A 24,961-nucleotide genomic window follows, 5' to 3' on the forward strand; every position below is an offset into this window, starting at 1 on the left:
CCTAACGCAACGAAGACCACCTTCGTGGGACTCCTCGCCCTCTATGGCGGGGAGGATGTCAATACGGAATCCTTTTTAGGTATCTCGGGTAGTATAAAATATGCTTAGAGGGCTCGACTCACGCGGAACGTCCGGCACGGACGAATCGACGATCATCAAGGTTGCAGAGCGGGAGTCGTTCGACGGCGATATCACCGTCTACGTGAACGAATCCGTCTCCGGCGACGCCCGAACGCGCCAGCGGTCGGTCATCGACGAGCTTGACCGCCTGCAGGCCGCCGGCGTGCTCGACGACACGTCCGTTATCGCCTGGCAGGACGCCGATGTCGTCTCGTACTTCGAGGAGTTCACCGATGTCGTCGGTGAGGGCGACCTCGAGCCGTTCTTCGAGGAGTTCGCGGACGGCAACGCCTTCGACCTGCCCGATGTCTGTATCGCAGTTCGGGAGGTCGGCGAGCTGACCGGGCTGTACCCCCGAACGAAGAACGGCGACACCCAGACCGTCGAGGACGGCCTCCGTGCCCTCTGTGGTGGCGACCGCGTCGAGAACGTCGACCGCACCGCCTGAAACCCGAAGATACGGCCCTCTTTTCGGCTTCATCCAGCAGTCGGCTGCTTCTATCCCTGGAGCACCGTGTACGAACGTATGGAAACGACCATTAGGGAATGAATATCAAAATAGCCGGACATATGCGCTTAGAATCAGCAATATAGTTTGTATCTCTATCACAGAAACCTTTTATATCTGGCTGTCTGTTATCTTTTCATGATCCGGGGTCTGGATGGCCAAGGTCGCGAATCCGACGACGACCCGATAGTCGTGCAGATCGCCGACCGTGAGGCCGTTGACGGGTCGGTGGCCGTCTACCTCCGAACCGGGGTGTCCTCGGCGGTTCGGAACCGCCAGGTTCGGGTTCGGGAGACGGTCGACCGACTGGTAGAGGCAGGCGTCCTCGAGGACGCCGAGGTCGTCGGCTGGCCCGAGCGGGCCCGGGAGCCGGCCGACACCGACACCGAGGCCGCGGCGGTCGCGCTGTACGACGAGTTCGTCGACGCCGCCGGGGTCAGGGCGCTGGAACCCTTCTTCGAGGCGCGTCCGGCGACGGGAGCCGACGACCGTATCGTCGATCTGCCAGCCATCTGTATCGCACACAGGGAAGACGGCGTTCTCAGTGCGCTGTATCCATACTGGAGTGACGGCGACCACCACAGCATCGAGGACTGCATGCAGGCGCTCTGCAACGGCGACCCCATCGGGAACGTCCGGAAGTCCTGAGGGCCGGTCGGCGGCCGTACGGGCACGACTTCGCCCCCGTGGAACTACTCTTCGTCGGCGCACGTTCCGGAAGGCCCTTTTGACCCGCCCGACGAACTGTGGATATGTTCCTTGCCTTTCGCGAGTCGGTCGCTACGGCGCTTCGCGACACGCTCGAAGCCCGTGGGCTGCCGACCGACGACCTCGGCATCGAGGAGCCGCCGGAAGACGTCGACGCCGTGTTCGCCTCGAGCGTCGCCTTCCGGCTGGCCGGCGAGCTCGAAGCCCCGCCGCCGCAGGTCGCCGCCGACCTCGCCGGCGACGTCGACGCCGACGAGTACGACTACATCGACCGCGTCGAGCCGACCGGCCCGTATCTGAACTTCCACCCCACGGAGTCGTATTTCCAGGGTACACTCGAAGCCGGTCAGGACGACGCCTACGGCACGCTCGCCGACAAGGAGACGTCCGTCGTCGTCGAACACACCTCTGCCAATCCGACCGGCCCGGTACACGTTGGGCGTGCGCGAAACCCCATCATCGGTGACGCCGTTGCGAACTTGCTCGAGTACGCCGGCTATGATGTCGACCGGCATTACTACGTCAACGACGCCGGCCGACAGATCGCCGTGTTCACGTGGGCTTACGAGACGTTCGGTGAGGACGACCTCCCGGAGCCGGCCCGCGACCGCACCGAATACCGAATGGTTCGATACTACCGGAGAGGCAACGAGTTCTTAGAGGAGGGCGACCCCGATGAGGTCGAAGCCGCCGAAGACGAGATTCAGGCCATCCTTCAGGGGCTCGAGGAAGGCGACGAGGCGGCCTACAAACGGGTCGGCGAGGTCGTCGACACAGTCCTCGACGGGATGAAAGAGTGTCTCGGGCGCCTGCCCGCGGAGTTCGACGAGTTCGTCAAGGAGACGCGGTTCATGCGGAACAGCTCGACCGACGACGTTATCGCCCGACTCAAACAGCTCGACCAGTCCGTCTACGAGGACGACGCCTGGCAACTGGCGTTCGATGATATCGAGAAGAACCTCGTGTTCCTGCGCGCGGACGGCACGTCGCTGTACACGACGCGTGACCTCGCCCACCACGAGTGGAAGTTCGACAACTACGACCGCGCCGTGACGGTGCTCGGCGAAGACCACAAGCTGCAAGCCGAGCAGTTGGGGACGACACTGGAGCTGCTCGGCAACGACACCGACCAGCTTGACAACGTCATCTACTCGTACGTCAACCTCCCCGAGGGGAAGATGTCCACCCGGAAGGGGACGGGCGTGCAACTCGATGACCTGCTCGATGAGGCCATCGCCCGAGCCCGCGAAGAGGTCGAAGACCGTCTCGAAGACCGCCTCCGCGGCGACGAACTCACCGAAGCGGATGTCGACCGCATCGCCCGCCAGGTCGGCGTCGGCGCCGTCCGCTACGACATCGTCTCGAAACAGCCGGCGAAAGGCATCACCTTCGAGTGGGAGCGTGCGCTGGATTTCGAGGCCCAGTCGGCGCCATACGTCCAGTACGTCCACGCCCGCTGTTGTGGCATCCTCGACGAGGCTGGCGACATCGAACCCGTCGCCGACGTTTCGGAGCTCACGACCGAGGCCGAACGGGATTTGATTCGCACGCTCGCGCGGTTCCCGGGCGTCATCGACGAGGCGGCCGACGACCACCAGCCCCACCAGGTCGCGACGTACACCCGCGAACTCGCCGACCAGTTCAACACCTTCTATCGGGAGTGTCCGGTGTTGACCGCAGAAGACGAGGCGACGCAGGCGGCCCGACTCGCTTTGGTCGGTGCCGCCCGGCACGCCGTTGCGAACGCACTGGACGTTCTGGGCGTGGAAGCGCCGGACTCGATGTAATCAGAACCGCCTCAGATCGGCGCGACCATCGGCAGGATGTCGCCGCCGACAGCGAGAACGGCCGCGGCGCCGAGGCCGAGTGCGAGAAGCAGGAAGATGGCGATCCAGGAGAGCGGAACCGAACTGTCCTCACGCTGTGACATACGCGTGTATGCGCGAACCGAGCAGATAGGCCTTACCTTCCGGGCGCGGTGAATCGCCTCGGGGTCAAGTGGTTCGAGAGAGCGCAGCTCTTTCGTCATCACGAGACGGCTTCGCCGTCTCGGACGACCCCGAGGCTTCCTGCTTCAATGACGCGCTTTGCAGACACCGAATGGGTGTCCGTAGGGAGTGCAGTCTCCACAGGCGTATCTTCGGGCCATCCCACCCCTAACTCAGAAAAGCCGCGTTGCAGGACATTCATCGCCGCATTAGCGTCTCTATCTGCTTCAAATCCACAGGACGGGCACGAATGTTCCCGCACCCAGATAGGCTTCGCCGTCTCCACACCACACGACGCACACTCTTTGGTCGTTCCTCGGGCCTCAACCTGCACGACGTGACAGCCGTACAGGCCGCCTTTGTATTCGAGGAGGGTGATGAACTGTCGCCACGCCGCATCCTGCTTGTTGCGAGCGTTATGCGACTTCTCCAGCATCCCCTTCACGTCTAAGTCCTCCACGAACACGGCGTCGTACTCCTTGACGAGCCACGTTGTTATCTTATGCTGGTAGTCCAGCACCTTCTGCTGGATGTGGCGCTTGACCTTCGCCACTTCCCGGCGTTGTTTCTCGTAGTTGTTCGACCCCTTTTCATTCCGCGAGAGTTTGCGTTGTTCACGGCGAAGACGTTGGTACTCGTCTTCGAGGTTGAGCCAATCCACAGTCGTGCCGTCGCTGGTGTGGATGTAGTTCAGGATACCGAGGTCGATACCCACACTATTGCTGGCGTCGAGCGAGTCCACGTCGGGTTTTTCTGGCAGGTTGGAATCGTCTGTTTCGAGGCCGAAGGAGACGAACCATTCCCCAGTTCGTTCTTTCTTGAACGTGACCTCTTTGATGGTGGCGTGGTCGGGAATCGGGCGGTGGTAGCGGATTTTGACCCATCCGATTTTGCTGAAGCGAACAGAAACGAACCTGTCGCGGCCCCTCTTTTCATCGAGGTCGAAACCGGACTGATTGTATGTCACGCTTCGGTAATCAATTGGTGCTTGCCGTTTGAGCCGACCAACGTTGTACCCCTGCTCTTTCTTCTTGCGAAGGTTCGAGAGGTTGCGGTGAAAGCGTGCGACGGTGGCTTGGGCGGCTTTCGAGTGCAGTTCACCGAACACCGGCCACGTTCGTTTCAACTCGGGGAGTTTGTTGTTCTGGTCGTACTCGCTTGGCTTGTCGTCGTCCGGGCTGTTTTCGTAGTCCCAGCGGACGTGGTTGTAGAGTTGGCGATGAACGTCAAGATGGTGTTCCAGTTCACCGGCTACCTCTTGTGTCGGGTAGGCCTGGTAGCGGTGACTGTGTTCCATCGCTGCCGCTTGATTAGGGATGTGTTGAGTTAATGGTTTGTATCACGGGTTGTCGGCTTCATCCCCGAGGTCAAGCCTCGGGGTATTCGCCTTGTCCACTGATAAAAGTCGGTTATGACTACGTCCTCCACCGGTCACCGGCTCAGTGCTGCGATAAATAACTGAATACTCGCTACGACCGTCGTCGTAAGAGGAGTGCGCTGGCGAGGAGGCCGGTGAGGGTGAGGATGGCGCCGAAGCCGGGGCCGCCACCGACGGTCGGGGTGGTGTTGCTGCCACCGTTCTGTGCCTGGGTTTCGGTGTTTGCTGGCGTGTCCTCGCCGGTGTCGTCGCCGGTGTCGTCGGCCGCAGTTGCCGTCGGGGTATCATCCGGTTCGGGGGTGGCCGTTGGCGTTTCGCTGGGGGCCGGTGTGGCGGTCGGGGTGGCGGTCGGGGTCTCGCCGCTCTGGGTTGGCGTGGGTGTCGACTCGCCTTCTTTGTTCGGCGGCGGGCCGAGTTTGTCGCGAGCCTCCTCGCGGCTGTCGCACTCACAGATGTAGAAATATGGTCGTGTCCACATGTAGCCTCCAGATTTTTCGGCGCTTTCGGGGGGTTGGCAATCCGCATTTCCTTCCTCGGTACAGCCCGCTTTTGCTTCGGTGCCGTTCAAGAAGCCTTGCAACGTGTACCAGCCGGGTTCGCTGGTGTAGGTCAGACACGTACCGCCGTTCGAGCCTCCACCCTGATTGGCAACGATTTCATCACCACGCGGATTGAAATATGGGGGGTCGCCGCCGAAGTCGTTCCAGTCGAGGAAGTTGATCGTGAGGCCGTCATCCCGGAACGTTACCTTTTCTTGGTGTTCGACGAGGTCTTCGTCGACTTGCGTACCGGTATACGTGTCGTTTCTATCAATGCCGAAGACGGCGGTGTTCTCAGTATCACAGGCGCTGTAGTCTATCCAATCGGCATTGATGATGATGAAATCAGACCACGTACCGTTTTCGCCACCGACTTCGTAAATTATATCTGCGAGCTTAGCGTAATAAATGATACTTCCGTTCTCCTTATTCTGATCGCCGGGGTAGTGGTCGGTTTGGGCATATGCCTCAATGGTAAAGTTACCCGCCTCAGTATAATTCTCGGCGTCTTCGTACGTATGTTTGTCTGCCGCGACCGTTCCACTGAGCCCGGCGACTGCCGCGACCAGCCAGACGACCAGGAACGTCGCTACGAGTATTGCGGCTGATTGCTGTAGTCTCTCCATAAGGGCCAGCAGAAGTTAACATTAAATTAACCTTTTCGGTGGTATATCTGGTGTTTAAAGGCAACCGTTCGAATAGAGTATATGAGTGGCACCGTATACTTCCAGTTCAGCGGAGGGGGATTCGAACAGCGCCCCGGCAGTCAACGGCACTGCCGCAGAAACACCGGCGAGGATTGGGCCGGAATCGGCCACCGCGTATAAATCCACGACCGCAAGTAACCGAGTTATTGAACCGAGAGCCGGATACGGTGGCTGATACTGTCGGATTCGGCGTTCTCTTCCACGTACTCCCCCCATTCTTCAGCCTTGGAAGCGGACACCTTTACTGTCTTGGTGACCGTCTCTTCTATAAGACCAATGACGGACGCCTCCGACAATAGTATTACAGAAGATTTCTCTGAAAAACAGAAATACGAGTTCCAGAAGGTCATCGAAGAACTCGATGCGTACTCGGGTTCCGGAACCCAGCTCGTTTCGATATACATCCCCGAAGAGAGATTGATAAGCGACGTGGTCGCCCACGTCACCCAGGAGCACAGCGAAGCGTCCAACATCAAATCCAAACAGACTCGAACCGCGGTTCAGGACGCCCTGACGAGCATCAAAGACCGCCTGAAATACTACGACGTCCACCCACCCGAGAACGGGATGGTTCTCTTCTCCGGCGCCGTCGACGCCGGCGGCGGGCAGACGGACATGGTCACCGAAGTGCTCGAATCCCCGCCGGATCCGATCCAGTCGTTCCGCTATCACTGCGATTCCCATTTCCTCACAGAGCCGCTGGCGGAGATGCTCGGCGACAAAGGTCTATACGGGCTCATCGTCCTCGACCGACGGGAGGCTAACGTCGGCTGGCTGAAGGGCAAACGCGTCGAGCCGGTCAAATCCGCCTCCTCGCTCGTCCCCGGCAAACAGCGGAAAGGTGGCCAGTCCGCCCAGCGATTCGCCCGTCTGCGGCTTGAGGCCATCGACAACTTCTATCAGGAGGTCGCGGGGATGGCCGATGACCTCTTCGTCCCGGAGCGCCACGAGATGGACGGCATTCTCGTCGGCGGCCCCTCGCCGACGAAAGACGAGTTCCTTGACGGCGACTACCTCCATCACGAGCTCCGAGACCTGGTGCTCGGGAAGTTCGATGTCTCCTACACCGACGAATCCGGTCTCTACGATCTCGTCGACGCCGCCCAGGACGTGCTGGCCGAAACGGAGGTGATGAAGGACAAAGCCGAGATGGAGGAGTTCTTCGAACAGCTCCACGACGGCCAGAAGGCCACCTACGGCTTCGATGCCACTCGGCAGAACCTCATGATGGGGTCGGTCGACCGGCTCCTCATCAGCGAAGACCTCCGGAAGGATGTCGTCACCTACGACTGTGACGGTCGCGAGGAGTTCGAACTCGTCGACCGCCGTGCTGAGACGCCGACCCACACCTGCGAGAGCGGCGGCGAAGCCGAGGTCGCCGAGCGTGAGGACGCCATCGATCACCTGATGGAGCTCGCAGAGCAGCGCGGCTCCGATATGAAGTTCATCTCGACGGACTTCGAGAAAGGCGAGCAACTGCTCACCGCCTTCGGCGGCATCGCGGCTATCCTTCGGTACTCGACGGGCGTCTAAGACTCGATACCCGCACGCTGAACGCGCGCCCGGCCGGCGCAACGTGACCCTCCCGGGGGCCACGCTTCGGCTCCGGCCGATTCCCCAGCCCCGTAAGGGAGTGCACCCTTCCCATCTCTTCTCTGTTGGCCGTGTATTGCGTCACCGCGTAACCACGCAGCTCACGGCCTGAAAACGTATATAAAAATCTCCTTCAGTCAAGCAGTTGCTGGAGCTGGTGGCGTCGGCGTTCCAGATCGAACACCGGCTGGACACCCCCCTGTGCGTGCAGGCGGTCGAGCACGAGCAGCGGGTCGACGCCCGCGCTTTCGGCGTCGACGAGCAGCTCCTCGAGGGCGCTCCGATGCAGTGCGAGCGAATCGAGCAGTCCGACGGCGAGGGCGAGCGGCACAGCAGCCGCCTCGGTGGTCGGAAACGCGCTGCTGATGCGGTCGAAACGGGGCTCTTCACTCACGTCGACCCCATTCGCGGCGGTGAGTGTGAGACACTCCGGACAGAGCGCGGCGTGGTCGGACTGTTCGGGAACGTGTTCGCGGTACCGCATTGGCACCGCGAAAGCCACCATCGACGCGTTGCAGGCTGGGCAGTTCATACCGGTTGTACGGCCGGCCCAAGGATAGACCTCCCGACATCAGACGGACTGCTGTACGTCATCTCCGCGTCGACCGCCTGCACTCGGGGTTCGCCGCGGTACACAGGTGCAGCAGTCCGTCTCACTACGCGCCGTCGGCCAGCCCGAGCAGAACGTACAGGAGGGCGAACCCGTCCGCGAGGCTGTGGTTGCTGCGGAACACGACGGCGTCGCCGTCCTCATCGCCCGCACCCTCGACCATGGCTTGAAGCTACCGCCGTGTGCAAAAACCCGGCCCGTTGGGCTGTGAGCTCTCCGTTCTTGGGGCCTTCGATACGAGAATAGCTGGCAGCGTTAGTCGTCGGCCGTAACCGTCTCGGCTTCCGTCGCGGCCTCTGCTTCGGCCTCGGCCTCAGCCTTCTCTTCCTCTTCGGCCTTCTTCGCCTTGATCTTCTTCATGCGGAAGATCTCCTCGCGCTCCTGTTCTTCGAGCTTCTGCTCGATGTACTCCTGTGCGTCGTATAGTTCCGGCAGGAGCTTGAACTCGAGGGCGTTGACGCGGCGCTTCGTCTTCTCGATCTCGTCGAGCATCTTCTTCATCGCCGTTTCGACCTCGGCGGCCAGGATGATGGTCTCGAGCAGCTCCTCGTAAGCATCCGCGGCCTCGTCGATACGAGCGGAGGTGCCCACCAGCCCGTAGCCACGCTGGTCGAGGGATTTCTTCACCTTCGTCGACTCGATCTGGGGCACGACGACGCCCATGATGTTCTTCGACTGGGTGGTGATTTCGGGGTGCTCTTTCAGCGCTGCCGCGGCGCCGCGAACCGCGACGTCACCCTCCATCGCCCGCGCCATGTTGATGTTCCGCTGGGCGCGTTCGTAGTTGGCGTCGAGGTCGGAGCGGACGTCCTGTGCCTGGTCGAGGATGTCCATGAACTCCATGATGAGGCCGTCCCGCTTCTTCTCGAGCGTGTCGTGGCCCCGCTCGGAGAGTTCGATGCGGTCCTCGATCGCCATGAGGTTCTTCCGCGTCGGTTTCACGTCCTTGGCCATTGTTGAATAGGGCTTTTGACCGAACCGGGTTAATCTTTTTCAGTTGGCTCGTCGCCGAACGCCGGCAGCGAAGCTCCGGAGACGGGCGAAACAGAAAAGCGTCGAACGAGCGAACCAGATTAGTCGGCGGTGACTTCCGCCTGCTCCTCGTCGACGTAGTACTCCTCGATGAGTTCTTCGTCGATACGGTTGAGCTCCTCGCGCGGCAGCGCGCTGAGAAGCTCCCAGCCGAGGTCGAGCGTCTCCGCGATGTCGCGGTTCGTGTCGTATCCCTGCTGGACGAACTCCTCCTCGAAGGCGTCCGCGAAGTCGAGATACTTGTTGTCACGCTCGGAGAGCGCCTCGCGACCGACGATGTTCACGAGGTCACGCAGGTCTTCACCCTCCGCGTAGGCCGCGTACATCTGGTCGGAGACGTCGGCGTGGTCTTCGCGCGTGTACCCTTCACCGATACCGTCGTCCATCAGCCGCGAGAGGCTCGGCAGGACGTTGATGGGCGGCTCGATACCCTGACTGTTCAGGTCACGGTCGATGTAGATCTGCCCTTCGGTGATGTAGCCGGTCAGGTCGGGAATCGGGTGCGTGTCGTCGTCACCCGGCATCGTGAGGATGGGAATCTGCGTAACAGACCCTTCACGACCCTCGATACGGCCGGCGCGCTCGTACAGCGTCGCCAGGTCGGTGTACATGTATCCGGGGTAGCCACGGCGGCCCGGCACCTCCTCCCGTGCGGCGCCGATCTCTCGGAGCGCCTCACAGTAGTTGGTCATGTCCGTCAGGATGACCAAGACGTGGTACCCTTTATCGAAGGCGAGGTACTCGGCGGTCGTCAGAGCGAGTCGCGGCGTGACCGTCCGCTCGACTGCGGGGTCGTCCGCGAGGTTCATGAAGACGACAGACCGCTCGAGTGCACCGGTGCGCTCGAAGTCGTCCATGAACTCGTTTGCCTCCTCGGCGGTGATGCCCATCGCGCCGAAGATGACTGCGAACTCGGATTCCTCCTCGTCCTCGCCGCTTGCTTCTTCGGGAACGGTCGCCTGACGAGCAATCTGCAGTGCCAGGTCGTTGTGCGGCAGGCCGGAGCCGGAGAAGATGGGCAGCTTCTGCCCACGGATGAGGGTGTTCATGCCGTCGATGGCAGAGACACCCGTCTGGATGAACTCCTCGGGATACTCCCGTGCGGTGGGGTTGATGGCTGCGCCGACGATCTCTCGTTCCTCGTCGGGCTCGATCTCGGGGCCACCGTCGATGGGCTCACCGGAGCCGGAGAGGACACGACCGAGGAGTTCCTCGGTCAGCGGCATCTGCAGCGTCTCACCGAGGAACCGAACCGACGAGTTGCGGTCGATGCCCGAGGTCCCCTCGAACACCTGGATCGCAACGTAGTCGGAGGTCGTTTCGAGCACCTGGCCGCGGCGCGTCTCGCCGCTCGGTGTCTCGATCTCGACGATCTCGTCGTAGCCGACGGGCTCGTCGATCTCGGCGAACACCAGCGGGCCGCTGATCTCCGTGATGGTCTGATATTCTTTCTGCATGGTCAGTACTTCTCCCGGAGTTGCTCCGAGACGTCGTCTTTCAGTTCGCCGATGAACGCTTCGTAATCCTCCTGGGTGTTCATCCGGTTCAGACGCGGCAGGGCGTCGACGTTGACGATTTCGTCGACGGGGACGCCGGCTTCGAGTGCGTCGAAGGCCTCGTCGTTGAAGTGCTGAATCGCTGTCAGCATCAGGTAGGTCTTCTCGGGTTCACAGTAGGTGTCCACGTCGTGGAACGCGTTCTGCTGGAGCCAGCCTTCACGGATGTACCGTGCGACCTCGAGGGTCAGCTGCTGGTCGTCCGGCAGGGCGTCCTTGCCGACGAGCTGGACGATCTCCTGCAGTTCGGCCTCCTCGTCGAGGACGTCGACGGCCCACTGCCGCACCTCGGGGAACTCCTCGTTGACGTTCTCACGCCACCAGGGGTCGAGCTGCTCGCTGTACAGCGAGTACGACTCGTTCCAGTTGATGGAGGGGAAGTGCCGACGCTCCGCGAGGTCGGCGTCGAGCGCCCAGAAGCATTTCACGATACGGAGCGTGTTCTGCGTGACCGGCTCCGAGAAGTCACCACCCGGCGGCGAGACGGCGCCGATAACCGAAATCGAGCCCTCGCTGCCGTTGATGTTCTGGAACTTGCCGGCGCGCTCGTAGAACTCCGAGAGGCGGGCGGCGAGGTACGCGGGGTACCCCTCCTCGCCCGGCATCTCCTCGAGTCGCGAGGAGATTTCACGCATGGCCTCGGCCCACCGGGAGGTGGAGTCGGCCATTAGCGCCACGTCATAGCCCATGTCACGGTAGTACTCGGCGATGGTGATTCCCGTGTACACACAGGACTCACGGGCTGCCACGGGCATGTTGGACGTGTTCGCGATGAGGCACGTCCGAGACATGAGCGGCTTGCCGGTCTTCGGGTCTTCCAGTTCCGGGAAGTCCTCGATGACCTCCGTCATCTCGTTGCCACGCTCACCACAGCCGACGTAGACGACGATGTCCGCGTCGGCCCACTTGGCGAGTTGGTGCTGGGTGACCGTCTTCCCGGAGCCGAACGGCCCCGGAATCGCGGCCGTCCCGCCCTTCGCAATCGGGAAGAGGCCGTCGAGGACGCGCTGTCCGGAGACGAGCGGCGTCGTCGGCGTCTCCTTCTCGACGGTGGGGCGCGGTTCTCGAACCGGCCACTCCTGGCGCATCTTGATCTCTTCGCCGTTGTCGAGTTCGACGACCGTCTCCTCGACGGTGAAATTACCCGACTCGACGGCGGTGACTTCGCCACCCTCGTAGCCCGGCGGCACGAGCACCTTGTGGTCGATGCTTTCGGTTTCGGGAACGATACCGACGACGTCGCCGGGAGACACCTGGTCACCTTCTTCGACTTCGGCGTTGAACTGCCAGGTCTTCTCCAGGTCGATACCGGGTGCGTCGACACCGCGGTCGAGGAATGCACCCATCTGCTCTTCGAGGACGTCCAGCGGTCGCTGAACGCCGTCGTAGATACTGTCCAGCATTCCGGGGCCGAGGTCGACGGACAGCGGTTCGCCCGTGTTCTCGACCGGTTCGCCGGGGGCGACGTCGGAGGTCTCCTCGTACACCTGGATGGTGGTGAGGTTCCCCTCGATCTCGATGACCTCGCCCATCAGGCCTTCCTCGCCGACGTAGACGACGTCGTTCATGCGGGCGTCGAGGTCGACAGCGGTCACGACAGGACCACTGACGCTCTCGATGACGCCCTCACTCGTTGTTTCGGTCTCAGTTGCTTGACTCATGATTAATCTTCCATCAGGTCGATGCCGATGGCGCGTTTGATCTGCTCGCGCAGATTGCCTGAACCGGTGCCGCCACCCAGTGTGACGACGACCGGTTCGACACTCGTTTCGACTCGCTGTCGAACTGTACGGGAGAGCTGCTCGACGTCCTCGTCATGCATCACGACGATACCGACGTTCTCGTCATCAAGCACCGTCTCGACGGCGTCGTCGAGTTCCTCTGTTTTGTCGGCGTCCGGGACGTTCTCGAACCGGCGAACGCCCGCAAGGCGGAAGCCGGTCGTGAAATCCGGACTGCCGACGACGGCGATCTCCTGGCTCATTGTATCACCAGCTCCTCTTCGATCTCCTCGACGGAGAGTCCTGCTTCGCGGCCGCGGGCGATGGCCCGGATGTTCTCGACCTCGCGCTCCTTTGCGAGCACGTAGGCGAGCACCGGACACACTGACAGCGGGTAGCGGTTCGAGAGCTTGCTCGAATACTCAAGCAGCGCCGCATCGAGGGCGTGTTCGAACTGGATGAGGCTCTCGGCGTCCGCAAGCTCGTCGAGTGCGTCCTCCAGTTCGTCGCCGTACGGCCCCTCACGGATGCGTGCGACCAGTTCCTCGGTGTTCGAGGCCAGCTGGCGCAGTTCATCGGGTCGGAACAGCCGACCGCCGTCGATGAAGTATGCGGCGGGATCGATGTCGGCGCCGCTGCGTGCGATACGCAGCCCGTTTCGGAGGTTCCGGAAGTCGATCTCCGCTTTCAGGAACTCCGTGTACAGCGCCTCCGGCGTGTCCGGCTCTGCGTCGCCGGTGCCTTCGAGCAGGTGCGCGTAGAACGCACGGTCGACGGCGTTCTCAAGTGGCACGAGGACGCCTTCGCTTTCGAAATCCGAGTAGGCGTCTTCGAGCGGGTCGCCGAAGATCGTGTTCGAGAGCTGCTCGACGACGTCCTCGATGCTCGCCGCCTCGACGAGGCGGTCGAGCTGCCGGTCGGAGAACTCGCCCGTCCGGATGAGATCGTCCTCGATTTCGTCGCGCTCTGCGTCCGTGTAGATACCGCGGATAACCGTCTTGACGTTCCAGGCGTCGAACTTCCGGAGGTAGGTTGCGATGTACCCGTACAGTGAGCCACTCGCCCACGTCAACAGGTCGTCGAAATGCTTCGAGAGGTTCCGGTTCAGCGCGTACTCGACGAGGTCGACGCCCGAGTGTCGTGCACCAAGGGCGTTCATCTCGGTCTCGTACTCGGTTTCCTCCATGAAGCGGGCGATTTCGCCGGGGCCCATTCGAACGAGTTTACGGTAATCGTCCTCGTCGAACAGCTTCGCCCGTCGCGAGCGGACTCGCGCCGTGACGTATTCGTAGTTCGAACTCCCTTCCGATTTGACGTTCATTCTTCGAAGAGGCGCGCGCTGATTTCGCGCAGGTTCTCCTCCCAGACCTCCTCGAGGACGGAGTCGAACGTGTTGTTCACTCGAACGCGGGATTCCTCGGACTCGACGGTGACACCGCCGAAACAGTCGACGGGGTCGCCGACCTCGAAGCCGTCGTAATCCTCGACGACGGATTCGAGCAGTTCGGTGTCGTCCGCACGGCCGTGAACGACGACCGTCTCGACGTCTTCGAACTCTTCGGCTGCCGCATCCAGGAGCGTCCTGGTCAGCTCCTCGCGTTCCTCGCCGTCGATATCGGCGATCTGTGCTTCGACGTCGTCGCGGACCTCCTCGAGAACCTCGCGTCGGGCTTCGAGCCGTTCCTGTTTCGCTTCCAGTTTCGCGCTCGAAAGCCGCTGTTCGCGCTCCTGATCGATCGCTCGTTCGACCTCGCGTTCGGCCTCCTCTCGGATGTCCTCGGCGTCACGCTCGGCTTCGGAGACGATCTCCTCGGCGCGCTCTTTGCCCTCCGTGCGAATCTCCTCTGCACGCGCGCGGGCTTCATCTCGGATGTCCTCTACGACCGTATCAAGGCTCATTGTTTGGAAAAATTGAGTCGGTTTAGACGACGAAGACGACGACCAGCGCCAGGATAACGAGCGTCTCCGGCAGCACCGTCATAATGAGGCCGCGGCCGAAGAGTTCCTCGTTCTCCGCGATGGCGCCCATCGCCGCAGCGCCGATACCACGCTCGGCGATTCCTGCGCCGAGCGCCGCGAGGCCGACCGCGAGCGCCGCAGCGCCGGATGCCGAGAGGGCGGGGCCGGATTCGCCTGCCGTTTGAAGTACCGGTGCAACACTACCAAGAATCGCAGCAAGTTCCATCATGTTTTATTAATCCTCTGTGGGGTTGACTCGCTTCCGAACAGGCGGATATGTTCCCACTAGCTTCATAAAGCTTCCCAAACACCGCGAAGAAACGCTCGTTCCCCTGTATGTGAATACCCACCACTACTGTGGCCTGCGGACGCTGTGACCACAAAAGAACTGTCCGGATAATTATACAAATCGCCTCGGCGGCGCGAAACCGAGCTCAGTCCTCGGTCGTGTAGTTCCGCTCGTAGCCGAACGGCGAGTAGGACTTGCCGCCGCCCTCGTAGAACTTCCCGAAGAACTCCACGTACTCGAGACGAACCCCCTGCAGGCCGGCACTCGTGATACCGAGTGCGAGCACGAGCAGGTGGCCGATGACGAGCACGAGAATCCCGCCGAGCGCGGCCGCGATGCCGCCGTGCAGCAGGCCGGGCGACATGATTTCGACGACCTCGTGGCCGTGATACATCACGCCGGTCTCTTTGGGCATCCCGCCGACGCCGTAGTGCCACGCCTCAACCGTCTCGCCACCCTCGTGTTCCTCGGTGACGTAGACGCCGAAGAACAGGAGGTTGACCACGAAGGCCATCCCTGCCTTGGCGAGCAGCACTGCAGCCAGCCGGGTGTACGAGAGCACGTTCACGAGGACGTTGAGGAACTCGACGCCCTCGATGGGTTCACCGACGATGAGCAACACGAGCCCGACGAAGAATATCGCGAGCCCAGCGAAGCCGACGATTTCGGGGAGGCCGGTGAAGCCGAGCGCGAACGGATGGCCGGCGAAGACTCCCTCCTCGGCACCGACGAGCAGGTCAGGTGCGGCGCCGGCCGGCGGCGCATCGGCGAAGATCCACGCCCACAGGCCGAACATCATCATCAGCCACGATCCACTCTCCATCACGGCGTCGCCGAGGCCGTGTGAGAGGTTCTCGTAGAAGTCGAATATCCAGCCGACGGCCAGATGGGCGACGCCGACGAGCAGGCTCACGACGAGCCAGCCGATTGCGTAATCGGCGTGTTCAGGAGTCAGCCCCTTATGAATCGGTGGCGAGCCGTCCCAGACGATCTCACCGAGCTGGTGCAGGCCGAAGAACTCGCCGTACAACACACCGAAGATTGCCGTGAAGATACCGGCGAAGATGCCGACACCACCCAGCGACCGGATCGCGTCCGATTCGAAGCGGCTCATCAACAGGTAGCCCAGGCCGATGTACAGCAGTCCGTAGCCCAGGTCACCGATCATGAAGCCGAAGAACAGCGGGAACGTCAGGAACAGGACGAACGTCGGGTCGATCTCCGTGTACTTCGGTCGGTTGATGACCTCGACGAGCGTCTCGAACGGTTTGACGACGTCCGAATTGTCCTGAACGACCGGCGGTTCGCCACCGCTCATGGCGGTTCCGCCGTCGGCAGCGACTGTTTCGCCGGAGCTGTCCGAGCCGCCAACGCCCTCGCGGTCGTGGGGATGGCCGTGCTCGTCGTAATCGGCACGCTCCAGCTCTTCGACCTCGACGTGGTCGGCGACCGTCGACTGTAGCCCTTCGAGCAAGTCCGCGTATCGCTCGGTCGGGATCCAGCCCTCGGCGACGAAGGCGTTCTCCGTCGTTGCGAACGTCAGCGGCGCTTCACCCTTCTGTACCTCGATCGAGAGCTTCTCCTCGGCCGCAAGCAGGAAGCTGGCGACCTCGTGTTTCAGGTCTTCGAGCTCGCTTTCGACGGTTTCGAGTTCCAACTCGACCTGCTGGCGGCGGTGTTCGAGGTCGTCGATGTACGACTCCGGGCTCGTCGCCTCGTCGCTGCCACCGAGGTCGGGAACCTCGTACCGGGTGAACGCCGCGCCCACGAGGGCGTCCTCGATGTCGACGCTGGGGTAGATGAAGAGGGCGACGTAGCCGCTCTCCTCGATGAGCTCGTACGCCTCGACCGCCTCGGTGCTCTCGACGGCGTCACGAACCGCGTCCGTGTCGCCTTCGCCGACCGCGGTGGCCAGCGAATCGTAGCCGGAGAGCAGATCCAGGTCGATGCCGAGCTCCGCGAAGGGACGAGCCGTCTCGATTTTCTCGTCGATGTCGCGGAGTTCGTCCTCCAGCTCCGAGCGCTCGTCGTCGAGTTCGTTGACCCGCTGTCGGGTCTCCTCGAGCTCCGCGTCGAGCGCTTCGTCCTCGATGATGCGCTGTCGCCCGGCGTCCTCTTCGGTGACGTCGAGCGTACTCTGGAGTGCACGGATGGTGACGAGCTTCTGTGCGGCGTCTTCCGCGCCGTCGACGGGGTCGCCGGGTTCGAACCCGTCCCAGGTGCCGTCGTACTCGGTGACGTGCAGCAGGTTCAGGTCGTGGACGGCCTCGATGGTGTCGTCCATCACGCGCTTGGATCCCGTTACCGAGACCCGGCTCATCCGCTTAGGTCTGAGCATCTACCGCCTCCGTGAACAGCTCGACCGCGTGTTCGACCACCTCGTCGCGCTGTGCGTCCGCGCGGGCTTCGAGCGCCTCGCGCTCTTCGACGCCTTCGGCGAGGATCGCTTCGCGCTCGGCTTCGATCCCCTCGCGCGCTTCCTCGAGGCGTTCGTCTTTCAGCTCCTGGGCCTCCTGGCGGGCGTCCTCGCGAGTGCGCTCGGCCTCTTCGCGTGCCTCGGCGATGCGCTCTTCGCGTTCTTCCTCCGCCTCGGCGACGATCTCGTCAGCCTCACGCTCGGCCTCTTTGATTCGGTCAAGAACCTCTGGCCTGGCCATAATTATATCATCAGGTGGTTCGGAAAGGGCCTATTTGGTAGTTGCGAAACGGCTCTCGCCCCGACTGCCCGAATCAAGGGAGTTATGGCCGAACCGTCCCAACGGACGCCCAATGGGAGTCCTCGAAGACAAAGCACGCGCGCGACTCTTCTACAAGTACCTCTCGAAGGTGTACGACACCATCAACCCCTTCATCTGGAACGAAGAGATGCGCGATGAGGCCCTGGACTGGTTCGGCATCGAGGATGACGACCGCGTTCTCGACGTCGGCTGTGGCACCGGCTTCGCGACCGAAGGCCTGCTCCAGCACACCAACGACGTCTGGGGGCTCGACCAGTCGGCCCACCAACTGGAGAAGGCATTCGAGAAGTTCGGCAAACGCGGGAACGTCACGTTCACGCGCGGTGACGCCGAGCGACTGCCGTTCGACGACGACAGCTTCGATGCCTACTGGTCGTCCGGCTCTATCGAGTACTGGCCGAACCCGGTCGCCGCCCTCGAGGAGGCTCGCCGCGTCACGAAACCCGGCTGTCCCGTCCTCGTCGTCGGGCCGGATTATCCGAGTTCCTCGGTGTTCCAGCGGCTCGCCGACGCTATCATGCTGTTCTACGACGAAGACGAGGCCGACCGGATGTTCGCCGAAGCGGGCTTCGAGGAGTTCGAACACCACATCCAACAGCGAGCACCCGGAACGCCGCGCGCGATTACGACCATCGCTTACGTCCCCGAGGACGACACCGAAGAGCCGACCGATGTCGACGCCGTCGAGGCGGCCTGAACGGCTGTTTCGAGAACTGCGATTCGCTGCCCATCCGCATAGAGGCTGATTTCGACTGATTTCCCGACCGACAGCGACGGCTCGTTCGTCCCTGCGAGCGTGAAGCCGGCGGTCTCGCCCGCCCGCCACTCGCCTGCCGTCGCGCTGTTGAACGCCCCCGTCGGGCCACTCTCGAAGCCACGAGCCGCGAAGAACGGTACCGGCGGCTGTTCCTCAAGTGGCTCCTCGTCCACGCGGACGCGAACACGAAGCGACTCCGTCGCTAGAGGGTCGCCACCGAGATGCGTCACCCGAATCTCGCCCGCCGAATCGGCTTCGGCGTCGAAGGCGGCCGTCGGCGGCGGTTCGGGTGGGTCGACCACCACTGCTGCGCCGAGTGCGGAGGCCGCGACGACGGTTATCGCAGTCAGCAAGACGACGCCGATGACAGGGGCGACGGCACGGCCGGACATACCGCCGGTGCCCCCGTCATCATATAAAAGAGGTCGCTATTCGAGGTTCGTCTGAATCGTCACCGTCCGACCGTTATGCGTCACGTTCACCGCCACGGTGCCACGGGGAGCGACCGTCCAGAGTTCTCGGCCCCCTGTCGAGCCGATACGGTCGTTGTTCACTGTCACACGGGCGTCGAGGCGCTCGCCCGTCGTGTCGTCGATGGTCGAGATTCCGAGCGGCCCGCCGGCCCGAGTCGTGTTCAAACGGAGCGTGAGGTCGCCCTCCGTGGTTTCGATAGTGGTTGTGGGGACGCGCCCGACGTTCTTTCGCTGAACTTCCCTGAGGATGTTCCCCGACCCGCCGTCGAGGTGGGCTTCCAGTTGTCCATGCGGATGTGCGACGATGAATCGGTAGACACGAACCTGTGAGGTGCCGATTGCGGTCGCGGAGATGCCATCGTCGTTATCGATTACCCACGGATACAGCTCCTCGATGCGGTCGAGTGCCCGCAACGGACTACTGTTGTAGCGGTCTCCGATATTGACGGTCTTGGCCGACGGGTTGTGGGCTTCCCTGACGTACGTCGGCTCAACACCACTCCGCTCCACGGTAACGAGGACGAGTGCGTCACCGCTCGATTCGACGTGGACGCGAACCGTCCGTTCGCCGTCGAGTGCCGCGCCGATGTCGTTTCGAACGGGGGAGTCGAGCCGGGCAAGCCGAACCTGGTCGGTGGAAAGCCGGGCTGCCGTCTCATCCATCCCGAGGTTGCTCGCCCTGGTTTCGAGTTGCTCGACGGCGTCCGAAAGCGTCGTCGCCTTCTGGCTCACGACAGACAGCGTCCGGAGGAGTTCCCGTTCGCTGATCTCGCCGAGCCGATAGCGCTCGATAGCCCGTTGTTCGGTCGATTCGAAGCGGTCAACCCGTTCTGCGTACTTGCGAGCGCTTTCGTTGACCATCGCGCGGCGCTCGGCGTCGGTTTGGGCGTCCCGATACGCCCGTTGGGTGGACACCCGTAGATACGTGAGCTGCACCTCGCCAGCGTTCGCGCTGACCGCGCCAGCGACATCGATAGAGATGTTCTGCTGGCCTGACCGGTCGATTCCACCTTCCGGTGGTGCGAGATATTCGGAGGTGTTCTCATCCGAGACGACCGTCAGCCCCTGCTCCTGGGTGGCCATCTCACCCTCCTGGGTCGTTGCCCCGGCGGGGAGGCCGGCGAAGGAGGCGACACAGAGGAGGAAGGCGACTGCAACGACGCGGGAACCGTCCATGACAGGGCTGTCGACGCCCGATACCAAAAAGCCGACCGTCTCCGTCACGCCGAAAATACGCGCTGTAAATCGCTCGAAACGCTTTATCGGCGCTGGAGACGTTTTATCGCGTGATAGAAAGCGTTTTCCGCAACGGGCGTGCATGGGGCTGCATGCGGCGTCGGGTCTCTGCCCTGCTGTGTGTCCTCCTCGTCTCTACGCTCGTCGTTGGTGTCGTGCCAGCGAGCGCACAGTCAGACACTGAAGAGACCCGACTCGAAATCCAGCTCGAGAACGACGGCGACGCCCGCTGGACGATCGTCGCCACCGTGCCGCTGGAGAACCAATCCGATGTCGATAACTTCCGGTCGTTCGCCGAGGCGTTCGAGAACGGCGAGCGTGACTTCCAGCTCGGCGTTGACGTCTTCGAACGGGCGGCCACGGAAGCGTCGGCTGCAAGCGGCCGCGAGATGAACATCCAATCGACGAGCAGAGATAGCGCCATCGTCAACGAAACCGAAGCGGATGAGAACGTGTCCCGTCACGGCGAACTCAGCGTCTCGTTCACGTGGACATCGTTCGCACGACAGGACGAGAACGGCACGCTGTACGTTGACGACGCGTTCAACACGACTGACGGGACGTGGCTGCCCGGACTCGAAGAGGGCCAGACCCTCATCATCCGGTCGCCCCCTGGATATGGTGGCCCGTCCACGTCGCCCATCGGTGCTGACGGTGGCGACCTCCGATGGGAGGGCCCACAGACGTTCGAGCCTGGCTACTTCGAGATCGTCTATCCACAGCTTGCTCCCAGCGAGGAGAGCGGCATCTCGACGGTGCTGCTCGCGGGTGCGGTGTTGCTTAGTGCGGCGGCGCTCGCTCTCGGACTGTACCTGCTCTGGCGGCGTAGTGGCGGCGTCGAGCCCTCGCCGGCCGGCCCCCCGGCCGAGGGCGAGGCTGCCGACGACGCGGCTTCGAACGGCGGTACCGACGCCGAATCGACGACATCCGGTGGGGAGTCACCGGACGCATCCGGGGCGGAACCGGACGCCGGGGCCGCCGAACCCGCACCAGACCCCGAACTCCTCTCCGACGAGGAACGCGTCGAGTATCTGCTCGAACAGAACGGCGGACGGATGAAGCAGGCGAACATCGTCAAAGAGACCGGCTGGTCGAACGCGAAAGTCTCCCAGCTTCTCTCCTCGATGGCCGATGAGGGGCGCGTCGATAAACTGCGAATCGGCCGGGAGAACCTCATCAGCCTGCCTGGAGAGAGCGTCGGTGACCTCGGCGAGGACGCCGAGGAGTAGCGACAACGGTATTTTCGTTTCCTGCCTGACAGTGGCTACATCGGCAAGTTTCGGCGCAAATGGCTGTACGATTCGGAAACGTTTAACCACGGACAGTCGTCATTACCAGTGACTAGCCGCTATGAAAATACTCGTCACCGTAAAAGAGGTGGCAGCGGTCGAAGACGAGTTCCAGATCTCGGGACTCGACATCGACGACGCCTCTCTTGAATACGACCTCAACGAGTGGGACGACTACGCCGTTGAGGAAGCCGTACAGATCAGCGAGGAGAACGACGACGTGGAGGTCGTCACGGTCACCATCGGGCCCGAGCGCTCCGAGGAGACCATCCGGATGGCCTTGGCAAAAGGCGCCGACCGCGCGATTCGCGTGTGGGACGACGCCCTCGAGAGTGCTCAGTTCCTCGACGTCGACACGAAAGCCGAACTGCTCGCCGCCGTCGCCGAAGAGGAAGCCCCCGACTTCATCCTCTCGGGCGTCCAGGCCGGCGACGACGCCAACGGCGCGACGGGTGTCGCGCTTGCCGAACGCCTCGGCTTCGAGTGGGCAGCCGTCGTCAACAAACTCGACCTCGATGCTGACGCCGGCATCGCGAACATCCGCCGCGAACTCGAAGGCGGTGTCGAGGAGCTGACCGACGTCGATCTCCCCGCCGTCTTGACCATCCAGACCGGTATCAACGAGCCGCGCTACGCGAGCCTCCGTGGCATCCGCCAGGCCCAGCGCAAGCCGCTCGACGTGAACAGCCTCGACGAAATCGGCCTTGACGACAGCGTCGTCGAAACGCCGGTCGAGCGCACGGACATGTACGAGCCAGAAACCGAAAGCGAGGCCACGCTCTGGGAAGGCAGCGCGGGCGACACCGCAAAAGAGCTGGCTTCGTTCCTCCGTGACAAGGGGGTGGTCGAAGGATGAGTGTGCTTGCCGTCGCCGAACACCGACGTGGTGACCTCCGCGACGTCTCCTTCGAGCTCATCAGTGCCGGCCGCGAACTGGCTGACGAACTCGGCGGCGAACTTAACCTCGTCGTCATCGGCGGCGATGTCGATGGCTTCGCCGACGATCTGAACCGCGACGGCGTCGACACCATCTACACCGTCGATGAGGGCGAGGAGTTCAACCACGGCGTCTACACGCAGACCGTCGAGCAGCTCCACGCTGAACTCGACCCGACGGCGCTTCTGATGCCGAACTCGGTCAACGGCCTCGACTACGCGCCGGCCATCACCGAGAGCCTCGATATCCCGCTCGTCACCGACACCATCGCCCTCGAGGGCGGCCAGCCCGTCGAGGTCACCCGCGAACAGTACGGTGGCAAGGTCGAGACGACGTACGACATCGATGCCGACCAGTACGCAGTCACCATCCGCTCGGCCGAGTGGCCGACCGCCGAATCCAGCGGTGATGCCGCAATCGAAGCCCTCGATGCGGATATCGACGAGGACGCCCTCGGCACGACCGTCAACGGCTTCGAAGAAGTCGGCGGCGGCGATGTCGACATCACCGAGGCGAACGTGCTCGTCTCCATCGGCCGCGGTATCGAGGAGGAGGAGAACCTCCCGCTCGTCGAGGCGCTTGCCGATACGCTCGATGCGACACTTTCGTCCTCGCGTCCCATCGTCGACAACGGCTGGCTGCCGAAGAACCGTCAGGTCGGTCAGTCCGGGAAGGTCGTCACGCCCGACGTCTACATCGCCATCGGCATCTCCGGCGCTGTCCAGCACGTCGCTGGCATGAAGGGCGCTGAAACGATCATCGCGATCAACAAAGACCCCAACGCGCCCATCTACGACCTCGCCGACTACGGTATCGTCGATGACCTCTTCGATGTCGTCCCCGAACTCATCGAGGAGTTCGGCGGCGAAGCGCCCGATATATAATTCGGGCCGCACATCTTTCGGCAGACATCGTCGGTATCCGTCACGTACTTCCGGCGACCGAACCTACCTCTTTTATGGAGTATCTGGAGCGTCGGCGGGCGCTGGTCGAGTCGCGGCTGGAGGCCGTTCTCGACGACACGGAGCCCGACGCGATGACGGAGCGTCTGGAACACGTTTCGCTCTCCGGCGGCAAGCGCGTCCGGCCGATGGTCGCGCTACTCGCCTTCGAGGCTGCGGGCGGAGAGCTTGCCGGCGACGACGGCCGCGGTTCCGAGGCCTCCCGGAATGCCGTCGATTTCGCGGTCGGTATCGAACTCGTTCACAACGCCTCGCTGGTCGTCGACGACATCATCGACCGCTCGGAGCTCCGCCGCGGCGTCGACAGCGCGTGGGCGGCGTTCGGCCACGGATCGGCCATCGTCGCCAGCGACGGTCTGTTGGGCGAGGCGTTCGCGCTCTTTTCGGCCGACGAACGCGCGATGCGAGTCGTCGCCGAAGCGATGGTCGAACTCGGTGAGGGCGAGGCGACCGAACTCGTCGCACAGCCGGCGACCGAACAGGAGTACATGGAGCTTGCCCGTCGGAAGACGGGGGCGCTGTTCCGGGCGGCGGCGGAACTGGGCGCCATCGCCGCCGACGCCGACGCTTACACGGTCGAAGCGTTCGGCCAGTACGCCGAGGAGGTCGGCGTTGCCTTCCAGATTCGGGACGACGTGCTCGACGCGACCGCCGATTCGGCGGCACTCGGCAAGCCGACGGGCCAAGACGCCGAGATGGAACGGCCCTCGCTGGTGCAGATAACCGAGATGACACCCGAGGAGGCGAACGCCCGTGCACGGGAGGAGTCGGATGCGGCTCTTGCAGCGCTTGAAGCCGCCGATGTCACGGATACGGAGGCCGTCGGCTATCTGAAAGACCTCGCGGAGTTCGTCGTCGTCCGCGAGCGCTGACGGGGCGAATATAAACGTGTTTACCCGCGGGCCTCGGAACCTCGCGCATGATAGTTCCGGGTTCCGCCTCACAGGATATCGCGGCGGCGCTTGCGGCCGAACTCGGCGAACCGCTCGCACCCGCGGAGTACGAACGGTTCGCCGACGGCGAACAGCTCGCTCGCGTGCCCGAGACCGCCGACCGTGCGGTCGTCGTCGCTTCGACCGTCACCGATGCAGCCCACGTCGAGTTGCTCCAGTTGCAGGACGCCGCCGCCCAGCAGGCCGACGAGGTCGTAACCGTGCTGCCGTACATGGGCTATGCCCGACAGGACGAGGCGTTCGAACCCGGCGAACCGGTTTCCGCGCGTGCGATGGCTCGGGCGATCTCGACCGGTACCGACCGCGTCGTCACCGTCAACCCCCACGAAGCCGCCGTCTGCGATTTCTTCGACGTGCCCTGCGCGGCTGTCGACGCTGCGGGGCGTCTCGCCGACCCCCTTCCCGACCTCTCGGAGCCGCTTTTCCTGGCACCCGACGCAGGCGCTATCGACCATGCCGAGGCGGTTCGGAACGAATACGGCGAGGGTGAGACGGACTTCTTCGAGAAACACCGCGTTTCCGACACCGAGGTCGAGATCAAGCCCAGCGACGCGGCGACGGCGGGTCGCGATGTCGTGTTGGTCGACGACATCATCGCGACGGGGTCGACGATGAGCACCGCCATCGAACAGCTCGTCGAGCCGGCGCGGGTCTTCGTCACCTGCGTTCACCCGATGCTCGCCGCCAGCGCCCGGACGAAACTCGCGAACGCTGGCGTGGACGCGGTGTATGGTACGGATACGATAGAACGGTCGGTGTCTGCCGTGAGTGCAGCCCCAGCTATCGCCGACGAGCTGTGAACTACCCCACCCTACCGCTCGCCTGACGGCTCGCGCTTGAGGGTGGGGCTTCCTGTTTCCACGACGCGCTTTGCAGACACAGGTGTATCCACAGGGAGCGCAGTCTCC

The 24,961-nt window shown here is 63.0% G+C and carries 25 protein-coding genes and 1 pseudogene; 10 read left to right on the forward strand and 16 right to left on the reverse strand.

The features are described 5' to 3' along the window. The first annotated feature begins 100 nt into the window (after positions 1-100). From ACI8UR_RS07815 to argS, 3 genes are all read left to right on the forward strand, one after another. The gene (locus ACI8UR_RS07815) at positions 101-568 is read left to right on the forward strand and encodes an HTH domain-containing protein (protein ID WP_415087730.1); all 468 of its coding nucleotides are present in this window, start codon (positions 101-103) and stop codon (positions 566-568) included. Positions 569-766: 198 nt separating this feature from the next. Next, entirely contained in the window at positions 767-1,276 is a 510-nt protein-coding gene (locus ACI8UR_RS07820; protein ID WP_415087731.1) for an HTH domain-containing protein, read from the forward strand. A 104-nt stretch (positions 1,277-1,380) separates the two neighbouring features. Then, positions 1,381-3,123 carry an arginine--tRNA ligase gene (gene argS, locus ACI8UR_RS07825; protein WP_411714427.1) on the forward strand — a complete coding sequence of 581 codons (1,743 nt, stop codon included), beginning with the start codon at positions 1,381-1,383 and terminating at the stop codon, positions 3,121-3,123. 11 nt (positions 3,124-3,134) lie between these two features. On the opposite strand, the gene ACI8UR_RS07830 is transcribed toward argS, so the two are convergent. From ACI8UR_RS07830 to ACI8UR_RS07840, 3 genes are all read right to left on the reverse strand, one after another. Then, positions 3,135-3,266 (reverse strand): hypothetical protein, encoded by a 132-nt coding sequence (locus ACI8UR_RS07830; protein ID WP_411714428.1) that lies wholly within the window; start codon positions 3,264-3,266, stop codon positions 3,135-3,137. A 98-nt stretch (positions 3,267-3,364) separates the two neighbouring features. Beyond that, positions 3,365-4,621 carry an RNA-guided endonuclease InsQ/TnpB family protein gene (locus ACI8UR_RS07835; protein WP_411714429.1) on the reverse strand — a complete coding sequence of 419 codons (1,257 nt, stop codon included), beginning with the start codon at positions 4,619-4,621 and terminating at the stop codon, positions 3,365-3,367. 172 nt (positions 4,622-4,793) lie between these two features. Then, on the reverse strand, positions 4,794-5,867 hold the full coding sequence (locus ACI8UR_RS07840; RefSeq protein ID WP_411714430.1) for a PGF-CTERM sorting domain-containing protein: 1,074 nt from the start codon (positions 5,865-5,867) through the stop codon (positions 4,794-4,796). Positions 5,868-6,224: 357 nt separating this feature from the next. Between ACI8UR_RS07840 and prf1 the strand changes: the two genes are divergently transcribed. Next, positions 6,225-7,481 (forward strand): peptide chain release factor aRF-1, encoded by a 1,257-nt coding sequence (gene prf1 / locus ACI8UR_RS07845; protein ID WP_411714431.1) that lies wholly within the window; start codon positions 6,225-6,227, stop codon positions 7,479-7,481. Between the two features lie 193 nt (positions 7,482-7,674). Here prf1 and ACI8UR_RS07850 read toward each other — a convergent pair whose 3' ends face one another. The 10 genes from ACI8UR_RS07850 to ahaH form a co-directional block, all read right to left on the reverse strand. Next, on the reverse strand, positions 7,675-8,073 hold the full coding sequence (locus ACI8UR_RS07850) for a DUF6276 family protein (RefSeq protein ID WP_411714432.1): 399 nt from the start codon (positions 8,071-8,073) through the stop codon (positions 7,675-7,677). Positions 8,074-8,406: 333 nt separating this feature from the next. Then, positions 8,407-9,105, reverse strand: a complete 699-nt coding sequence (locus tag ACI8UR_RS07855) for a V-type ATP synthase subunit D (RefSeq protein WP_411714433.1) — start codon at positions 9,103-9,105, stop codon at positions 8,407-8,409. A 119-nt stretch (positions 9,106-9,224) separates the two neighbouring features. Continuing rightward, positions 9,225-10,640, reverse strand: a complete 1,416-nt coding sequence (locus tag ACI8UR_RS07860; RefSeq protein ID WP_411714434.1) for an ATP synthase subunit B — start codon at positions 10,638-10,640, stop codon at positions 9,225-9,227. Between the two features lie 2 nt (positions 10,641-10,642). Then, positions 10,643-12,400, reverse strand: a complete 1,758-nt coding sequence (locus tag ACI8UR_RS07865) for an ATP synthase subunit A (RefSeq protein WP_411714435.1) — start codon at positions 12,398-12,400, stop codon at positions 10,643-10,645. Between the two features lie 2 nt (positions 12,401-12,402). Beyond that, positions 12,403-12,723 carry a V-type ATP synthase subunit F gene (locus ACI8UR_RS07870; RefSeq protein ID WP_411714436.1) on the reverse strand — a complete coding sequence of 107 codons (321 nt, stop codon included), beginning with the start codon at positions 12,721-12,723 and terminating at the stop codon, positions 12,403-12,405. Continuing rightward, on the reverse strand, positions 12,720-13,781 hold the full coding sequence (locus ACI8UR_RS07875) for a V-type ATP synthase subunit C (RefSeq protein ID WP_411714437.1): 1,062 nt from the start codon (positions 13,779-13,781) through the stop codon (positions 12,720-12,722). Before ACI8UR_RS07875 ends, ACI8UR_RS07870 begins: the two co-directional genes overlap by 4 nt. Continuing rightward, a complete protein-coding gene (locus tag ACI8UR_RS07880; protein WP_411714438.1) occupies positions 13,778-14,359 on the reverse strand; it encodes a V-type ATP synthase subunit E in 582 nt (193 codons plus the stop codon). Before ACI8UR_RS07880 ends, ACI8UR_RS07875 begins: the two co-directional genes overlap by 4 nt. Before the next feature lie 22 nt (positions 14,360-14,381). After that, a complete protein-coding gene (locus ACI8UR_RS07885) occupies positions 14,382-14,648 on the reverse strand; it encodes a F0F1 ATP synthase subunit C (protein WP_411714439.1) in 267 nt (88 codons plus the stop codon). A 205-nt stretch (positions 14,649-14,853) separates the two neighbouring features. After that, positions 14,854-17,046: a V-type ATP synthase subunit I gene (locus ACI8UR_RS07890; RefSeq protein ID WP_411714440.1), complete on the reverse strand. Its 2,193-nt coding sequence runs from the start codon at positions 17,044-17,046 to the stop codon at positions 14,854-14,856. After that, positions 17,033-17,365 carry an ATP synthase archaeal subunit H gene (gene ahaH / locus ACI8UR_RS07895; RefSeq protein WP_411714441.1) on the reverse strand — a complete coding sequence of 111 codons (333 nt, stop codon included), beginning with the start codon at positions 17,363-17,365 and terminating at the stop codon, positions 17,033-17,035. The genes ACI8UR_RS07890 and ahaH overlap by 14 nt, the downstream gene beginning before the upstream one ends. 112 nt (positions 17,366-17,477) lie before the next feature. On the opposite strand from ahaH, the gene ACI8UR_RS07900 reads away from it, so the two are divergent. Beyond that, complete coding sequence (locus ACI8UR_RS07900) at positions 17,478-18,143, forward strand: methyltransferase domain-containing protein (RefSeq protein WP_411714442.1); 666 nt, start codon at positions 17,478-17,480, stop codon at positions 18,141-18,143. Here the strand turns inward: ACI8UR_RS07900 and ACI8UR_RS07905 are convergent. Both ACI8UR_RS07905 and ACI8UR_RS07910 read right to left on the reverse strand, forming a co-directional pair. After that, positions 18,083-18,595 (reverse strand): type IV pilin, encoded by a 513-nt coding sequence (locus ACI8UR_RS07905; RefSeq protein WP_411714443.1) that lies wholly within the window; start codon positions 18,593-18,595, stop codon positions 18,083-18,085. The genes ACI8UR_RS07900 and ACI8UR_RS07905 overlap by 61 nt on opposite strands. Positions 18,596-18,631: 36 nt before the next feature. Then, complete coding sequence (locus tag ACI8UR_RS07910) at positions 18,632-19,852, reverse strand: hypothetical protein (RefSeq protein WP_415087732.1); 1,221 nt, start codon at positions 19,850-19,852, stop codon at positions 18,632-18,634. Positions 19,853-20,004: 152 nt separating this feature from the next. Between ACI8UR_RS07910 and ACI8UR_RS07915 the strand changes: the two genes are divergently transcribed. The 5 genes from ACI8UR_RS07915 to prs all read left to right on the forward strand — a co-directional run bounded on the left by ACI8UR_RS07915 (position 20,005) and on the right by prs (position 24,853). After that, positions 20,005-21,141, forward strand: a complete 1,137-nt coding sequence (locus ACI8UR_RS07915) for a helix-turn-helix transcriptional regulator (protein ID WP_411714445.1) — start codon at positions 20,005-20,007, stop codon at positions 21,139-21,141. A 121-nt stretch (positions 21,142-21,262) separates the two neighbouring features. Beyond that, positions 21,263-22,057 (forward strand): electron transfer flavoprotein subunit beta/FixA family protein, encoded by a 795-nt coding sequence (locus ACI8UR_RS07920; protein ID WP_415087734.1) that lies wholly within the window; start codon positions 21,263-21,265, stop codon positions 22,055-22,057. Continuing rightward, positions 22,054-23,022, forward strand: a complete 969-nt coding sequence (locus tag ACI8UR_RS07925) for an electron transfer flavoprotein subunit alpha/FixB family protein (RefSeq protein WP_411716426.1) — start codon at positions 22,054-22,056, stop codon at positions 23,020-23,022. The genes ACI8UR_RS07920 and ACI8UR_RS07925 overlap by 4 nt, the downstream gene beginning before the upstream one ends. Before the next feature lie 74 nt (positions 23,023-23,096). Further along, the gene (locus ACI8UR_RS07930; protein WP_411716425.1) at positions 23,097-23,972 is read left to right on the forward strand and encodes a polyprenyl synthetase family protein; all 876 of its coding nucleotides are present in this window, start codon (positions 23,097-23,099) and stop codon (positions 23,970-23,972) included. Positions 23,973-24,019: 47 nt separating this feature from the next. After that, the gene (gene prs / locus ACI8UR_RS07935) at positions 24,020-24,853 is read left to right on the forward strand and encodes a ribose-phosphate diphosphokinase (protein WP_411716424.1); all 834 of its coding nucleotides are present in this window, start codon (positions 24,020-24,022) and stop codon (positions 24,851-24,853) included. Positions 24,854-24,864: 11 nt separating this feature from the next. Here prs and ACI8UR_RS07940 read toward each other — a convergent pair. Continuing rightward, positions 24,865-24,961, reverse strand: a pseudogene (locus tag ACI8UR_RS07940) (RNA-guided endonuclease TnpB family protein); the annotation flags it as partial.

The sequence above is a fragment of the Natronomonas sp. genome, from assembly GCF_047616845.1.
In the GTDB taxonomy this organism is placed as follows: Archaea; Halobacteriota; Halobacteria; order Halobacteriales; family Haloarculaceae; genus Natronomonas.

Coding starts and splice junctions, on each gene's coding strand:
- ACI8UR_RS07815 (WP_415087730.1), top strand. CDS start 101: ATGCTTAGAGGGCTCGACTCACGCGGAACGTCCGGCACGGACGAATCG.
- ACI8UR_RS07820 (WP_415087731.1), top strand. CDS start 767: ATGATCCGGGGTCTGGATGGCCAAGGTCGCGAATCCGACGACGACCCG.
- argS (WP_411714427.1), top strand. CDS start 1,381: ATGTTCCTTGCCTTTCGCGAGTCGGTCGCTACGGCGCTTCGCGACACG.
- ACI8UR_RS07830 (WP_411714428.1), bottom strand. CDS start 3,266: ATGTCACAGCGTGAGGACAGTTCGGTTCCGCTCTCCTGGATCGCCATC.
- ACI8UR_RS07835 (WP_411714429.1), bottom strand. CDS start 4,621: ATGGAACACAGTCACCGCTACCAGGCCTACCCGACACAAGAGGTAGCC.
- ACI8UR_RS07840 (WP_411714430.1), bottom strand. CDS start 5,867: ATGGAGAGACTACAGCAATCAGCCGCAATACTCGTAGCGACGTTCCTG.
- prf1 (WP_411714431.1), top strand. CDS start 6,225: ATGACGGACGCCTCCGACAATAGTATTACAGAAGATTTCTCTGAAAAA.
- ACI8UR_RS07850 (WP_411714432.1), bottom strand. CDS start 8,073: ATGAACTGCCCAGCCTGCAACGCGTCGATGGTGGCTTTCGCGGTGCCA.
- ACI8UR_RS07855 (WP_411714433.1), bottom strand. CDS start 9,105: ATGGCCAAGGACGTGAAACCGACGCGGAAGAACCTCATGGCGATCGAG.
- ACI8UR_RS07860 (WP_411714434.1), bottom strand. CDS start 10,640: ATGCAGAAAGAATATCAGACCATCACGGAGATCAGCGGCCCGCTGGTG.
- ACI8UR_RS07865 (WP_411714435.1), bottom strand. CDS start 12,400: ATGAGTCAAGCAACTGAGACCGAAACAACGAGTGAGGGCGTCATCGAG.
- ACI8UR_RS07870 (WP_411714436.1), bottom strand. CDS start 12,723: ATGAGCCAGGAGATCGCCGTCGTCGGCAGTCCGGATTTCACGACCGGC.
- ACI8UR_RS07875 (WP_411714437.1), bottom strand. CDS start 13,781: ATGAACGTCAAATCGGAAGGGAGTTCGAACTACGAATACGTCACGGCG.
- ACI8UR_RS07880 (WP_411714438.1), bottom strand. CDS start 14,359: ATGAGCCTTGATACGGTCGTAGAGGACATCCGAGATGAAGCCCGCGCG.
- ACI8UR_RS07885 (WP_411714439.1), bottom strand. CDS start 14,648: ATGATGGAACTTGCTGCGATTCTTGGTAGTGTTGCACCGGTACTTCAA.
- ACI8UR_RS07890 (WP_411714440.1), bottom strand. CDS start 17,046: ATGCTCAGACCTAAGCGGATGAGCCGGGTCTCGGTAACGGGATCCAAG.
- ahaH (WP_411714441.1), bottom strand. CDS start 17,365: ATGGCCAGGCCAGAGGTTCTTGACCGAATCAAAGAGGCCGAGCGTGAG.
- ACI8UR_RS07900 (WP_411714442.1), top strand. CDS start 17,478: ATGGGAGTCCTCGAAGACAAAGCACGCGCGCGACTCTTCTACAAGTAC.
- ACI8UR_RS07905 (WP_411714443.1), bottom strand. CDS start 18,595: ATGTCCGGCCGTGCCGTCGCCCCTGTCATCGGCGTCGTCTTGCTGACT.
- ACI8UR_RS07910 (WP_415087732.1), bottom strand. CDS start 19,852: ATGGACGGTTCCCGCGTCGTTGCAGTCGCCTTCCTCCTCTGTGTCGCC.
- ACI8UR_RS07915 (WP_411714445.1), top strand. CDS start 20,005: ATGCGGCGTCGGGTCTCTGCCCTGCTGTGTGTCCTCCTCGTCTCTACG.
- ACI8UR_RS07920 (WP_415087734.1), top strand. CDS start 21,263: ATGAAAATACTCGTCACCGTAAAAGAGGTGGCAGCGGTCGAAGACGAG.
- ACI8UR_RS07925 (WP_411716426.1), top strand. CDS start 22,054: ATGAGTGTGCTTGCCGTCGCCGAACACCGACGTGGTGACCTCCGCGAC.
- ACI8UR_RS07930 (WP_411716425.1), top strand. CDS start 23,097: ATGGAGTATCTGGAGCGTCGGCGGGCGCTGGTCGAGTCGCGGCTGGAG.
- prs (WP_411716424.1), top strand. CDS start 24,020: ATGATAGTTCCGGGTTCCGCCTCACAGGATATCGCGGCGGCGCTTGCG.